The sequence below is a fragment of the Salsuginibacillus halophilus genome (assembly GCF_003014715.1).
Taxonomy (GTDB): Bacteria; Bacillota; Bacilli; order Bacillales; family Marinococcaceae; genus Salsuginibacillus; species Salsuginibacillus halophilus.
This window is the reverse complement of sequence record NZ_PYAV01000015.1, coordinates 42,622-55,687: the sequence shown is the minus strand read 5'-3', so window position 1 is coordinate 55,687 and position 13,066 is coordinate 42,622. Positions and strand designations below refer to the sequence as shown.

14 protein-coding genes are annotated in these 13,066 nt (G+C 46.0%); 5 read left to right on the top strand and 9 right to left on the bottom strand.

The window, feature by feature from the left end; translation table 11 throughout:
* Positions 1 to 314 precede the first annotated feature (314 nt).
* From B0H94_RS13130 to B0H94_RS13110, 5 genes are all read right to left on the bottom strand, one after another.
* Positions 315 to 1,370 (bottom strand): ABC transporter ATP-binding protein, encoded by a 1,056-nt coding sequence (locus tag B0H94_RS13130; RefSeq protein WP_106589732.1) that lies wholly within the window; start codon positions 1,368 to 1,370, stop codon positions 315 to 317.
* A gap of 203 nt (positions 1,371 to 1,573) precedes the next feature.
* Positions 1,574 to 1,960 carry a DUF302 domain-containing protein gene (locus B0H94_RS13125; protein ID WP_106589731.1) on the bottom strand — a complete coding sequence of 129 codons (387 nt, stop codon included), beginning with the start codon at positions 1,958 to 1,960 and terminating at the stop codon, positions 1,574 to 1,576.
* A gap of 84 nt (positions 1,961 to 2,044) precedes the next feature.
* Positions 2,045 to 3,310: a hypothetical protein gene (locus tag B0H94_RS13120; protein WP_106589730.1), complete on the bottom strand. Its 1,266-nt coding sequence runs from the start codon at positions 3,308 to 3,310 to the stop codon at positions 2,045 to 2,047.
* The gene (locus tag B0H94_RS13115) at positions 3,291 to 3,842 is read right to left on the bottom strand and encodes an RNA polymerase sigma factor SigX (RefSeq protein ID WP_106589729.1); all 552 of its coding nucleotides are present in this window, start codon (positions 3,840 to 3,842) and stop codon (positions 3,291 to 3,293) included. Before B0H94_RS13115 ends, B0H94_RS13120 begins: the two co-directional genes overlap by 20 nt.
* A 1,028-nt stretch (positions 3,843 to 4,870) precedes the next feature.
* The gene (locus B0H94_RS13110; RefSeq protein ID WP_181315409.1) at positions 4,871 to 5,017 is read right to left on the bottom strand and encodes a BH0509 family protein; all 147 of its coding nucleotides are present in this window, start codon (positions 5,015 to 5,017) and stop codon (positions 4,871 to 4,873) included.
* A gap of 262 nt (positions 5,018 to 5,279) precedes the next feature.
* On the opposite strand from B0H94_RS13110, the gene B0H94_RS13105 reads away from it, so the two are divergent.
* Together B0H94_RS13105 and B0H94_RS13100 are read left to right on the top strand one after the other, a co-directional pair.
* Positions 5,280 to 5,996 (top strand): GerMN domain-containing protein, encoded by a 717-nt coding sequence (locus tag B0H94_RS13105; protein WP_106589728.1) that lies wholly within the window; start codon positions 5,280 to 5,282, stop codon positions 5,994 to 5,996.
* Between the two features lie 614 nt (positions 5,997 to 6,610).
* Positions 6,611 to 7,210, top strand: coding sequence for a cell wall hydrolase (locus tag B0H94_RS13100; protein ID WP_245894033.1), 600 nt, complete (start codon positions 6,611 to 6,613; stop codon positions 7,208 to 7,210).
* Positions 7,211 to 7,809: 599 nt separating this feature from the next.
* Here the strand turns inward: B0H94_RS13100 and wrbA are convergent.
* Positions 7,810 to 8,430 carry an NAD(P)H:quinone oxidoreductase gene (gene wrbA / locus B0H94_RS13095; RefSeq protein WP_106589727.1) on the bottom strand — a complete coding sequence of 207 codons (621 nt, stop codon included), beginning with the start codon at positions 8,428 to 8,430 and terminating at the stop codon, positions 7,810 to 7,812.
* Between the two features lie 229 nt (positions 8,431 to 8,659).
* Between wrbA and trhA the strand changes: the two genes are divergently transcribed.
* Positions 8,660 to 9,304 (top strand): PAQR family membrane homeostasis protein TrhA, encoded by a 645-nt coding sequence (gene trhA / locus B0H94_RS13090; RefSeq protein WP_106589726.1) that lies wholly within the window; start codon positions 8,660 to 8,662, stop codon positions 9,302 to 9,304.
* Between the two features lie 80 nt (positions 9,305 to 9,384).
* Entirely contained in the window at positions 9,385 to 9,996 is a 612-nt protein-coding gene (locus B0H94_RS13085; RefSeq protein WP_106589725.1) for a nitroreductase family protein, read from the top strand.
* 70 nt (positions 9,997 to 10,066) lie between these two features.
* On the opposite strand, the gene B0H94_RS13080 is transcribed toward B0H94_RS13085, so the two are convergent.
* Both B0H94_RS13080 and B0H94_RS15270 read right to left on the bottom strand, forming a co-directional pair.
* Positions 10,067 to 10,888, bottom strand: a complete 822-nt coding sequence (locus tag B0H94_RS13080) for a CAP domain-containing protein (protein ID WP_146139953.1) — start codon at positions 10,886 to 10,888, stop codon at positions 10,067 to 10,069.
* A gap of 171 nt (positions 10,889 to 11,059) precedes the next feature.
* Entirely contained in the window at positions 11,060 to 11,209 is a 150-nt protein-coding gene (locus B0H94_RS15270) for a hypothetical protein (RefSeq protein ID WP_181315408.1), read from the bottom strand.
* A 254-nt stretch (positions 11,210 to 11,463) separates the two neighbouring features.
* Between B0H94_RS15270 and B0H94_RS13075 the strand changes: the two genes are divergently transcribed.
* Positions 11,464 to 12,300: an STAS domain-containing protein gene (locus B0H94_RS13075; RefSeq protein WP_106589723.1), complete on the top strand. Its 837-nt coding sequence runs from the start codon at positions 11,464 to 11,466 to the stop codon at positions 12,298 to 12,300.
* 37 nt (positions 12,301 to 12,337) lie between these two features.
* On the opposite strand, the gene B0H94_RS13070 is transcribed toward B0H94_RS13075, so the two are convergent.
* Positions 12,338 to 13,018 carry a TVP38/TMEM64 family protein gene (locus B0H94_RS13070; RefSeq protein ID WP_106589722.1) on the bottom strand — a complete coding sequence of 227 codons (681 nt, stop codon included), beginning with the start codon at positions 13,016 to 13,018 and terminating at the stop codon, positions 12,338 to 12,340.
* Between the last annotated feature and the right edge of the window lie 48 nt (positions 13,019 to 13,066).

Here is a 13,066-nt window from a genome sequence, read left to right as displayed (position 1 = left end):
GTCATTGATAATCAATGTCAACTACAAATGAGAACGATTTTCAACTAAAGTTTTAAAAAACTGCCCCGGCTTAAGTGCACCTGACTTTGCCGAAGCAGTCAAAGGGGGGGAGTCTAGGTGTGCCTCCATTTAGTTGAAGAAGGCAGTGCATTAGTTGAGAACTGTTATCAATTAACTAAATTCTATCCTAATTGATAATCAGTGTCAATGATAATGATAACCTTTTTCAATTACATCCTCAAAAAACTGCTCCGGTTGCGGCGGTCCACCGTACCGGAGCAGTTTCAATTCGCGTTTATGCAGCTGCTTACACTTTAATCGACAAGCGCAACAAGTTCAGGCGTGATATCAAACGATACGACGGCACCAACTTCTACATCCTGCTCGATCGGAGCGTATATAATCATCGGTTCAGCTTCCGCTCCGGAATTATTCAAACGGACAGAAAGCTCCTGAAACTCGCCTCCGTATGTGACGTACTCTACGTGACCAGAATACATCCCCTGCTCGGCTAAACGGCAACCTTCCGGACGAATCGATACTTTTACATCTTCAATAATTTCACTCGTTTGTTCTGGCAGTGAAACTTTACCAATATGCGTGTTGACATGCTTTAAATCCGGGCACATTTCACCATCAAGCAAGTTCGTCTTTCCGACAAATTGTGCAACAAAGCAGTTTTTCGGACAGCGGTACATTTCCTTCGGCGCTGCAATCTGCTGCACTTCACCTTCATTCATGACAACAACGCGGTCAGAAACAGCAAAAGCGTCCTTTTGATCGTGTGTAACAATGATCCCGGTTGTTTCCGCTTTGCGGAGAATATTTGTTACTTCAAAGCGCATCTTTTCACGTAAACCTGCGTCTAAGTTACTGAATGGCTCATCCATTAAGACTACGTGCGGCCGTGGTGCCAAGGCCCGTGCTAAAGCAACACGCTGCTGCTGACCACCAGAGAGCTCGTTTGGAAAGCGCGCTGCGTAATCTTCGAGCCCAACAAGCTCAAGTACTTCTTTCGCACGCTTCTTACGCTCACGCACGCGCCATTTGTTCAAACCGAACATGACGTTTTTCTCGATGTTTAAATGCGGAAACAATGCGTAATCCTGGAATACCATGCCAATGCCGCGCTTTTCCGGCGGAATTGATTTTCCGTTAGCAAAAACGACTTGATCGCCAATTTTAACTGTTCCTTCTGTCGGCTGTTCAAAACCGGCAATCATACGAAGCGTTGTCGTTTTTCCACAACCACTTGGACCGAGCAGTGTTAAAATCTCCCCTTTTTCAAGCTGAAGACTCATATCATGGACGGCGGCTTTTTGACCCTTTTCAAAGGTTTTTCCGACTTGCTGCAGCTGCAAAAAACTCATGGGTGCTAACCTCCAAACGAACATTTACGTTTATTATTTAGAATTATTATTAATAAGTGAGAATGATTTTCATTTCAGCAAGTCAAATTATAGCACGGAGGGGTGTGACCGTCAACGAAGTAAACGTGTTACTCGTGAATATTTTCTGACTTTTACATCAAAAAACTGAGGCCCGCCCCAAAAAGGCAGTCCCCAGCTTTTCATTAAGCTAATGCTTTTTTCAACGATGCTGCCATCCGGTCTTCTACCGTCTGAGCCACTTCCGCAATTTTGTCTGATTCAAAACCGTGAAACAGCGCTGTCGGACGCGGCATCGTCACGTAGGTATGATCGTTCTCTGTGTAAAGTACAACTTTACATGGCAAAAACGCAACCGCACGTGGATCTTCGTCGAGAATGGACTTTGCTTCAACAGGGTTACAAACTTCAAGCACCCGATATTTTTCATCCACAGAAATTTCTTTCTCGGTCAGCTTTTCATGAATATCAAGCTGCCAAAGCACCCCGAATTGATTCGCTTTCAATTCCTCCTCAACGCTTGCAGCAACTTCTTCTAACGGCTTTTTAGTTTGCAGTACTTCACCGATCATTTACATTCCTCCTATTTCACATTCAAAATATGCTCATACCGGTATACGTTTACCCGTTTTTAGTGCTTCCTATGCACCAATTTACTAAGATTCCGGCGGTGGGATTTCGTTTGGCGCTTCAAAAGCACGCATTCCTTCTGCCAGCACCTCATCTTCCAACCGTAAAGTGACCTCGTCATACCCATAAGCCCCGGCAGTTAACTGCACCGCCTGCATCATCACTTCTTTTTCAGCCTCAGTTAACTCGACTTCTTCCTCTGTTGTAAACCGAAACGTCACATGCTGTGCTTCAACCTCTTCAATTTCCGGCGCGGCAAACGCTGAAGGTACAGGGGCTTGGAGATCTTCATCAGCTTGTTCACCTTCGACCCAGCTCGCGGCCGCCTCTTCAATTGTAGGTGGTGCGTCTCTTCCGGCAGCAGCTGCTGTTAAGAACACTGCTTCTTCAGGGGCGTACTCATAAAGAAAGTAAGCCCCCGGCGCTGCAGCATAAATGGTTTCGACAGCACCAAAAGCACCCAGCTCCGTTGCTTCGCCCGAACCATCAATAACAGAGGCTTCATCAACGCCCATAAAACGAAGGATCTCCTGAATACTCCGGTAGAGGAGATCACTCTCACTGCTGCTTAAGCTTTGCAAATGTTCTTCTACTTGAATCGCAACCCCGTCGCTATTTTCTTGAAAAGATAAGGCTTCCAGCTGATTCGGTTCAAGACCTAAAGCATCAGCTGGAGCAGAGCCATCTGCAGCATTGATAACTTCCCAAACGTCATCCTGTTCAGAAATCGGAAAAGAAAATGGGATAACGTAGCGGGCCTCAGGATCATAAGCAGTTGTAACCCCCCACGTGTTTTCAGCCTCAACAGTTTCTGGAACTGGTTCTTGTACTTCCGGAATCTCATCTGCTTCCGGTGACGGGGCCGCTTCCGGCTCTTCTACCTGTTGTGTTTCAGATTCACTAGCACTCTCCTCATCACGGGCGAGCTCTGGCTCCTCTTCTGATTCCTGCGACGCATCCGTCTCGCCTGATCCGTCACCTTCTTCACTAACATCCGGTTCTTCCTCAATACCGGCGCCTGTGATGTCCTCGGATTGTGTTTCCTCACGCTCTCCTTCGTCTGCAATTTCATTCTGCGGACTTAGCATGACAAAAGTAGCTGACAATCCTATAAAAAGCGCAGCTGCAGCGGCCCCGGCAGCGTAGGGAAGGGCACGACGCCGCGTTTTAACCGGCTCATTCTGCCGGCGGCGTGTTAAGCTTTCATAGATCTCATCTTTGGAGCGGTGATCTTCAGGCCCCTGTACTTGTTGTAAATGTGCTTTAATTTCTTCATCTGTCCACTTCCCCATCGCTGCCGCCTCCTTCCTCTTGCTCAAGTAATTTCTGCAGCTTTTTAATCGCCCTGTGCTGGGTTGTCTTTACCTTGCTTTCACTCCATTCAAGAATTTCAGCACTTTCTTTCACGTTAAAACCTTCAATATAACGGAGAATCAAGACGTGCCGCTGTGCTTCAGAGCAGCCGTCAAGCAGGCGGTAGACACGCTCAGCATCTTCATTGGCGAGTACCACCTCTTCAGGCAGCGCCACCGGGTCCCGCACTTCTTCATTATGTACTGGACTTAATGTGCCGAGCCACTTCCGTTTTTTCCGGTTTTCTTTTCGAACCCAGTCAACGACTGCGTGCCTTGCAATGGAAAACAACCATGTTTTTTCTTTACTTTTTCCCTCAAACGTACGATAAGACCCCAGCACTTTAATGTAGACTTCCTGTACCAATTCTTCTGCAGCGCTCCGGTCTTTTAACATATGATAGATAAACTGAAACAGCGCTGCATGATACTCCTCGTACAGGCGCTCGAATTCTTCGCGCTCATCGCGCACTATCGAGCCCTCCTTCCTTGTCTATGTCGCTTTTCTACTTAAAACGTTACACCCTTAAACAAAAAGAAAGCCGCCCGAAAGTTTCGGACAGCTTACACCGCTTGTCCAGCGAGCTGTCGTTTGGCTCCGTTATTCAGCCGGCTTCCCGGACAAAAACGAACAGCCAGTACAAAACGCCGTACATGACGACAAGAAAAGAAATAAAGATAAACAATTGTTTATTCGAAAGTCGCTTCACACCCATCACCTTTTCATAAAATTAACAAATGACGCTTTCTACTTCGGTTTATTATAGCATAAGGCTTCTTTGCGCCCAAAAGCATAGAATAAAGGGCGCTAAAAAAGAGACCGGCCAGATAGGCGGTCTCTCAGACTGTCGACAAAGTACAAAACCTAACATTCATGGACAGCTTATTGCTCCGTGCTCCGCAGCCTGCCGTATTAAGAAGATAAAAACGGGATATTGAACGTGACCTTCCCTCCAAACGGACGCTTTCCCGAGGGCTTGCCTTCAGCTAACTTGTTCGAATGAAGACCATTCGAACAAGTGGATCTTCAGGCTGCGCTTGATCCTCGGGGAGTCGCCGTCTTTCGTTTCGGTCACTCTTCAATTTAAGTCTTATCAAACATTTCTTAGATATATGGCTCGTTGTATCTTTCATCAAACGTCGTTATGAAATTGAATTATGTAGATATTGCTTAATCAAATGGGTCTCTATCATTTATAACGATCAAATAACGTAAGGCTGACGAGCACCGGCGGCGACACCTATGGGAACAGTACGAGCCGAAAATCCCGTAAACAGCGGTTGTCTGCCGAAAAAGTTGAGGCGGCACAAGAGGCTAAGAAGACACGGTAAGATCAAGCGATAGCGCATATCAAACCGATATCGCACTTGTGCCCTCCGGGTGCAAGCGTCCGCCGAAAAGCAACGTCAGCCTTCACTTTTTCAAAGGTTTGTCTACACGCTGAGAGACCGCCCGTATAGGCGGCCTCTTCTTACATTCTTTACCTGCAACGCCTCGCTTTACTCTGTATGTTCATGCTCGCGATACGTTGCCTCATAAATATGCTCAACTTCAGCGTCTGTCATCACCATCAACTTCTGCTCCTGCAACCCCCGCATTCTTGAAATAAAAGTGATCATGTTCTCGCGCTCCCGACGATTCATCATTGAGCATCCATCCTTTCTGTTTGAAACAGTTTGTGTTTATTTGAATCTATTATATAACAGTTTAAACCTAGCGTCAATCATATTTTTGATTTTTTCAGAATTTTTATTGTGTTGAACAAAAAGGCGGTATGACAGTCACTTTAAGCACAAAGCCCTTTGACACGTTAGAAGAATTTTTCTAAACTTTTCTTGTAACTTCCGTTAGAAAAACTCGTCTTATGAAGTAGAACATACAAATTGTTTGGAAAGAAGGGTTCTTGTTATGAAAAAATTTCATCTTAGTACAGCCGTGATTGCCGCTTCTGCGCTCACACTGGCAGCTTGCGGTCAAGGTGGCGAAGATGCAGAAGAAAACGGTACTGCTACAAACGGCGAAGTCGAAGAAACAACCGAAGGCGCAGATGAAGAGACGGACCTGACCGACGAGGATGAAGATGAAGATGATGATGACAACGGTGAAGAAGAGACTTCTGAAGAAGGGGTCTCGGAAAATGGCGAAGCAGATACAGATGAAGAAGCTGCAGAGGAAACAGAAAGTGAAGAAGCTTACACAGAAACCGTAAAGCTTTATTACTCTGATGAAGAACTAATGAATTACTACTACGAAGAAGTGGAAATCACAGCAGACCATGAAGGTGAAGCTCCTGTGGAATCCTTGAGCGCTTGGCTCGCCGGACCACAAACGGACGGATTGGTACAGGCCCTGCCTGAAAACGTTGAAGTCCAATCTGTTGAAAGTGACGGCGAAACCGCTATTGTTTCTTTCAACGAAGCACTGCTCGAAACCCATATGGGCTCAAGTTCAGAGATGGCCCTGTTTGATCAGGTCGCTTTAATTATGGAGCAATTCGGCTATGAAAATACCCAAATTGTCATTGATGGCGAAGAACAGGAGCAGCTTTTCGGTCATATGACCGGAACAGAGGCTGTTGAGGCTCCACCTGCTGATGAATACGAATCCGCTGAAGCCATCCAGTAAATTTAGTGATTTACGAAAAAAGCGCCTTGAAACCAAGGCGTTTTTTTCGTCTCAAACTGTCGACAAACTAGAAAACCTAACATTCACGCACAGCTTACTGCTCCGAACCCCGGACTGACATATGAATTAAGATAATAACCGAATCATGAACGTGACCTTCCCTCCAGACGGACGCTTTCCCAAGGGCTTGCCTTCAGCTAACTTGTTCGAACGAAGACCATTCGAACAAGTGGATCTTCAGGCTGCGCTTGATCCTCTGGGAGTCGCCGTCTTTCGTTTCGGTCACGTTTCCATTTGTATATGGGTCGTTTGATCACTCATTAAGCGTCGTTATGAAATTGATTCATGTAAATGTTGTTTGATCAAAAGGATCTCAATCATTGATAACCATCAAATAATGCAAGGCTGACAAGCCTCGGCGGCGACGCCACCAGGAACAGCGTGAGCCGAAAAGCGATGTCAGCCTTAGCTTTTTCAAGCGTTTGCCTACACGCTGTTACGAAAAAAGCGCCTTGAAACCAAGGCGCTTTTTTATTGGAAACAACTCCCGCTCCAATAGTTTCAAAGGTTCTGCTATGATGGCTTCGAAACTTTTTATAACAGGAGGGAAACGCATGACTCGATTCATGAAAACATATGCAGCAGCGCTTAGTGCGGTCATTTGCGGAACCATCGCTTTTAGTACAAACGCCGCTGCAAACGAGAGTTACACGGTTGAAGCTGGTGATTCACTGTGGACGATCGCTGTAGATGAAGGTGTTTCTGTCCAAGATCTACAAAACTTAAATGGCTTATCCAATGACGAGATTCACCCAGGAACGCAGCTTGCCCTCCCGGAGACAATTACAAATGAGGAGCGCGATCTGCTTGCCCAGCTGGTACACGCTGAAGCTGTCGGCGAACCTTACGCCGGTAAAGTTGCTGTGGCCACTGTCGTTTTAAACCGGGTCAATGATAATGACTTCCCTGATTCGATTAGAGGAGTCGTTTATGACGTCACACCGAGCGGCCATTATGCTTTCAGCCCTGTACTTGACGACAGCATTTATGCGCAGGCTGATGCTGATTCTTATCAAGCTGTGGATGAGGCGCTCGCATTTGAAGGACAAGGCCAAGGGTCACTCTTTTTCTACAACCCGGAAACTGCCGAAAATAACTGGAATGCAACACGCACAGAAACGATTACGATCGGCAGCCACGTCTTTTCAAAATAACAATACCACCTAAAAAAGCCAGGGCATTTTCCGCCCTGGCTTCAGACTGTCGACAAAGTACACAACCTAAGATTCACGCAAAGCTTACTGCTAAGGACTCCGGGACTGCCCTACAAAACCGAATCATGAACGTGACCAACACTACCGACGGACGCTTTCCCGAGGGCTTGGCCCTCTGGGAGTCGCCGCCTTTCGTTTCAGTCACTTTTACATTTGTGAATAGTTCGTTTTATCACTCATAAAGCGTCATGATGAAATTGATTCATGTAGATGTTGCTTAATCAAAAGAATTTCTACGATTCATGACCATCAAATAACGCAAGGCTGACGAGCATCGGCGGCGACGCCACCAGGAACAGCACGAGCCGAAAATCCCGCAGGCAGTGAATTTCTGCCGAGGAAGTTGAGGCCGTGACGGGGGCTAAGAAGACACGGTGAGATCAAGCTTTAGCGTAGATCAAACCGATGTCGCACTTGTGCCCTGCGGGTGCAAGCGTCCGCCGAAAAGCGATTTCAGCCTCCGCTTTTCTTGAAAGTTTTTCTACATGCTGAAGCCAGGGCATTTTCCGCCCTGGCTTTTTATAAAATTTGTTGCTTTTTTAATCGTGCAGCTTGCTTGCCACATTGGCAACGCGCTCACCTAGCCGTTCAGCCATTGTGAATTCACGCTCATCCGGCTGATTTGAACCATCTGGCCCAGCGACCGTTGAAGGTCCATACGGTGATCCGCCGATGCCATCAGTTGTTAGCATCTCCTGATTCTCACCATAAGGCAGGCCAACAAAAATTAAGCCGAAGTGGAGAAAGTTCACAAGAGAAGTAAGGATCGTTGTTTCCTGGCCGCCGTGAATTGAGCCTGTGCTTGTAAAAACAGCCGTCGCTTTTCCTTCAAGTTCCCCGTTCATCCAAAGGCTACCCGCTGTATCTAAATACTGTTTCATCTGTGCCGGCATACTTCCGTAACGCGTCGGAATCCCCCAGATAATTGCATCTGCCCAACGCAGGTCGTCATGGGTTGCTTCTTCTACTGCTTCTTGATCTTTTTGCGATTGAGTATAAGCGTCATTTTCAGCCATAGCCGCTTTAGCATCTTCAAACTCTGGCACTTTCACCATTCGAACTTCAGTGTCAGAAAGTTTGCCCGCTCCTTTCGCGACTGCTTTTCCCATTTCATATACATGACCAAAGGCACTGTAATAAACGATTAATACTTTTGCCACTTGTGCACCTCTCCTTTATCGTATATTGCCGTAATTTTTTATCATTTATAGGTGTTCCCTTCGTATAAGCGAATTAAACACCGCACATATGCTATACTATGATTAGAAACATGAGCTTAATCGTGTAATATAGCACAGAAAATACAGTAGTTATTGTTAGCAGCTTTCTGTTCTAGCTTGCGCAAAAATTTCAAGATGAATTTACCTGTTCATTGAAAGGACGGTTTTCATGGGCGTAACCCATACCTTTTCCAAACGCGAAGAAATCGCCAACGCTATCACACATGGCATCGGTGCCTTATTCAGTGTTGCCGCTCTTGTCATTCTTGTTGTTTACGCTGCACTTGAGGCAACATCTCTTCATATCGTAACAATGTCGATCTACGGCGTTTCGATGCTGCTTTTATATGTCTCATCAACTTTGCTGCACAGCTTTCCGGCCGGCAAAGTGAAAAACTTGTTCGAGATTTTTGATCACGCCTCCATTTACTTGTTTATTGCCGGAACGTATACCCCTTTACTGTTTCACGTCATCGACGGCACACTTAGCTGGACGCTATTTGGTGTCGTTTGGGGCATTGCTGTTGTTGGAATTGTATTTAAAGCCTTTTTTGTAAAGCGATTCCTTTTCCTTTCTACGCTCTTTTACATTTTGATGGGCTGGATCATTGTGATCGCCTGGGGTCCGCTTACCGCATCAATGCCAAGCGGCGGCCTTGTTCTCTTGATTACTGGGGGGCTTTTTTATTCCCTTGGAACCATCTTTTATATGTGGCGCAGCTTTCCTTATCATCACGCTGTATGGCATATTTTTGTGCTTGCCGGCTCCTGCACCCATTTCTTTGCCATCTATCAGTACGTGTTACCGATGTAAGCAGATCATTTGAAAAAACAGCTGAGGTTATGTCATAGTCACTAACGGTACACTTTGTATGGAAAAAGGAGAGATTTCGCATGAGCGGAATAGACATTATGAAAGAACGCCGTTCCATTCGTAAGTTTGATCCTGATCACACGATGCCTGAAGAAGACTTACAGGAGATCATTGAAGCAGCAATCGAAGCACCTTCCTCTTGGAACCTACAGCATTGGAAGTTTCTTGCCATTCAGTCTGATGAAAAGAAGCAGGAAGTTCTTCCGATTGCTTATAATCAAAAGCAAGTGGCAGACGGTGACGTAACAATTGCTGTGCTTGGCGACCGCGAAGCTAATCACAATGCAGAAGCAGTTTTTCAAGCAGCTGTTGATGCAGGCGACATGACCGAAGAGATTCGGGATAAAGTCGTTGCTTCTATCCACGGTGCTTACGATAATGAAGGATTCGGGCACAATGAAGCACTCATTAACGCCTCCCTTGCAAGTATGCAGTTAATGCTTGCAGCTAAAGAAAAGGGTTACGACAGCGTACCTATGGGTGGCTTTGACGGCGCCAAGCTGCGCGAAGCCTGCAACATCCCAGAGCGCTATGAGCCTGTGATGCTGATTGCAATCGGTAAAGCAACAGGAGATGCACGTCAGTCCTTCCGCTTTTCTTGGGAAGACGCGGTCATCCGTGATAGCTTCTAATTCATAATTTTATATTATGAACTAAAAAGCCCGTCGGCTCAGAGCCGGCGGGCTTTTTACTAGTTATCTATTATTCAGCTAAGAACATTTGTGTCCAGTAGTGTTGGTAGCTTCCACCTTCAGCGTGACCGATACCGATGTGCGTGTAGCTTTCATCAAGAATGTTGGCACGGTGGCCGTCAGAGTTCATCCAGCCATCTACTACCTCTTCAGGTGTACGCTGTCCGGCTGCAATATTTTCACCAGCTGTCCGGTAGTTCACACCGTACGTTTCCAGCATATCGAACGGGCTGCCATACGTTGGGCTGTCGTGGGAAAAGTAGTTGTTATCCCGCATGTCTTCTGACTTGATTTCTGCAACATTAGCAAGCTCGTTATGAGGCTCTAGAGGCGCTAGACCTTGTGCAGCACGCTCTTCATTTGTAAGGTCAACAACTTCTTGTTCAAATGCAGACATTTCGCTTGACTCAACTTCACTATTGCCTGCCTCTTCTTCAGAAGGCGCTTCTGCCGGCTCGGCTGCTTGTGGTTCTTCCTGTTCATTTACTGCTTCTTCACTGTCTGCACCTTCATGCGATGCTTCGTCTTCAGCAGGTGTATCCTGCTCATTTACCGCTTGTTCACTGCCCGTTGTTTCATCATCTGCTTGCTCCGGCTGAGAGGATTCTTCCGGCACATGCAGGGTCTCACCTGGGTGAATGACTTCGAGGTTCCCCCACATGCCGTTGAAGCTGTCGAGCGCATCGATTGAAACATCGTATGACTCTGCAATGCTCCAGACGTTTTCTCCCGGTGCCACTGTATGCACCTCAACCTCTGTTTCTGCTGCTGCTGTATGGGCAACCGCGGTTGCAGCTACACCTACGGCTATACCTGTGATATATTTTTTCACAGTTTCCTCACCTCCATGTCTCACATTGTGCCACAAGTTGATTGAGACGTAAGGGGAGGGGAAGGGTTTACCAATATGTAAGTTTTTCCTTCAGTCTATTTTTCGATAATAGACTATTACAATATAAGAAAGGCGCCCTGTTTAGAGCGCCTTTCGCGTTTACTTTTTTAATTAGCCGTCGAGATCGCCGCCGTCTTCTTCCATGCCATCGTCGTCCATTCCGCCATTTTCTTCAAGGTCATCCATGTCTCCGCCGCAAGCAGCCAATACACTTGTTGCAAGCATTCCGGAAAGTAGTGCGTAAAGAAACTTCTTATTCATGTAATCGTCCTCCTCGAGATTAATCTTTGCTGAAGCTGTAATTACAAGATACCACGCATGAGCCTATCTTAAATCCTTCCGAATGCCATTTTTATACTTTTTGATATTGTTATCAAAATTGTGCGAACATTGGGCAGGATTCTCACAAACTTTAAAAAGAGATTTTTTAGTTTTAAGGGTTTCAGATTCGGGTAACGCCCACGAGAAAGGTTTTGACCGTAAAATTTTATTTGCCTATAAAGGAGCAGTTAACGATGACAGAAAACAACGAGATTCACTACGCGGTGGGAACTTTTATTAAAGAAAACAGCGAAACCTTGAATACAGAAACAAAAAATGAATTACATACACATGATCCCCATCTGTATAACGCATTCAGCCTACAAAACGATGACGTCCTCGGACGTAAAGGGTACGAGTTTTTCACCGCCGTCGGTAATGGATTTCAAGGAAACTGTGGAACTGAAGAGCTTCAAACTTGGGTCAAGCAAATGACCGAAAAGTTGACCTCGGCTGGCTATACATTGGATCAAGTGATTCATTTAATTCCGTATTATCGCCAGACGATCCGCACGGCAATTAAAGATGTACTGAAATCAAAGGATGCATCTATCGAAACAATATTTGAAATTCTAGGCTTTATGAACGAAGCGATTGATGAAGCTTTTATGACGATCAGCAAGACGTTTGTGAGCTCGCAGATGCAGACGCTTGATTATACAAGACAAGTACTGCAGGAGTTATCTGTACCACTTGTCCCTGTAAAAACGGATGTTGCTGTACTTCCGATTATCGGCGATATGGACCATGAGCGATCACACTATATTCAACAGCACACCCTTGACCGCGCTGCCAACATGGACTTAAATTACATCATCATTGATCTATCTGGTATGCACCGTATTAACACCGAGTTTGCTAAACACCTTTTAAACTTGCTTCAAGCATTGAAACTGCTTGGTATTCAAGTCAGTGTCTCTGGTGTACGACCTGAACTTTCTCAAACAATTGTGCACTTAGGCATTCCAATGGAGGGCATTCAAACCTACTTAACCCTTGAACAAGCCCTTGCCCACGACCCTGTACGTTAAACGAACTGGCTGAATGCGCAAAAAACCCTAAGCAGCTTCATGGCTGCTTAGGGTTTTTTTCTTCCGTAGTGTCTATCCATTCCGCCGCCCGGCCTTTTGCTTTTTTACGTACAATGACCGGAATCAAAAGCATCACGATAATGACCGAAATGCCAATGATAAAAATTGTAGGCTCTCCCTCCACGACCCCCGCACCTAAAAAGGTGAAGCCGAAAGCTCCCGGAATAATGCCAACAAGTGTTGCGGCGAGAAATGAGCGATACTTCACTTTCGATATCCCGCTTAAATAACTGACGATGTCAAAGTTAAGCACCGGTATCAAGCGCAAAAACAAAATGTAATAAAACCCGTTTTTCTCAAGCTGCCGCTGTACCACCGCCATACGCCCGGTCCACTTCGCGCGAACGATCCGAAACCCGGCCAAACGCGAAATCCAAAAAGCAATGGTAGAACCAGTCACAGAGCCAATATATGTGAGCGGTACTGCCCATAAACCAAATGCGAGACCGCCAGCCATCGCATACAATGACGAAGGAAAGAGTACGAGCGGACGAAGCGCATAAAACAATATATACAACAAAGGCGCCCACCAGCCAAACGACAAAAACCAAGCCTGTACATCTTCAGGATGCCATTCTATATCTCCTCCTTGCAGGTACCAAAATCCCCCTGCAAGAAAGCCGCCTAATAATAAAAGCGGACCCCACTTTTTCAACATCCGCTCACCTCCTCCGGCGTTTTCATTTCTCCTTTATTATGAGGGATG

Bases quoted from the DNA above. Each gene is read 5' to 3' on its own strand.
- B0H94_RS13105 (WP_106589728.1), top strand. From the start codon at position 5,280: ATGAAAAAATTTCATCTTAGTACAGCCGTGATTGCCGCTTCTGCGCTC.
- B0H94_RS13110 (WP_181315409.1), bottom strand. From the start codon at position 5,017: ATGATGAATCGTCGGGAGCGCGAGAACATGATCACTTTTATTTCAAGA.
- B0H94_RS13070 (WP_106589722.1), bottom strand. From the start codon at position 13,018: ATGTTGAAAAAGTGGGGTCCGCTTTTATTATTAGGCGGCTTTCTTGCA.
- B0H94_RS13120 (WP_106589730.1), bottom strand. From the start codon at position 3,310: ATGGGGAAGTGGACAGATGAAGAAATTAAAGCACATTTACAACAAGTA.
- B0H94_RS15270 (WP_181315408.1), bottom strand. From the start codon at position 11,209: ATGAATAAGAAGTTTCTTTACGCACTACTTTCCGGAATGCTTGCAACA.
- trhA (WP_106589726.1), top strand. From the start codon at position 8,660: ATGGGCGTAACCCATACCTTTTCCAAACGCGAAGAAATCGCCAACGCT.
- B0H94_RS13075 (WP_106589723.1), top strand. From the start codon at position 11,464: ATGACAGAAAACAACGAGATTCACTACGCGGTGGGAACTTTTATTAAA.
- B0H94_RS13085 (WP_106589725.1), top strand. From the start codon at position 9,385: ATGAGCGGAATAGACATTATGAAAGAACGCCGTTCCATTCGTAAGTTT.
- B0H94_RS13130 (WP_106589732.1), bottom strand. From the start codon at position 1,370: ATGAGTTTTTTGCAGCTGCAGCAAGTCGGAAAAACCTTTGAAAAGGGT.
- B0H94_RS13100 (WP_245894033.1), top strand. From the start codon at position 6,611: ATGACTCGATTCATGAAAACATATGCAGCAGCGCTTAGTGCGGTCATT.
- B0H94_RS13125 (WP_106589731.1), bottom strand. From the start codon at position 1,960: ATGATCGGTGAAGTACTGCAAACTAAAAAGCCGTTAGAAGAAGTTGCT.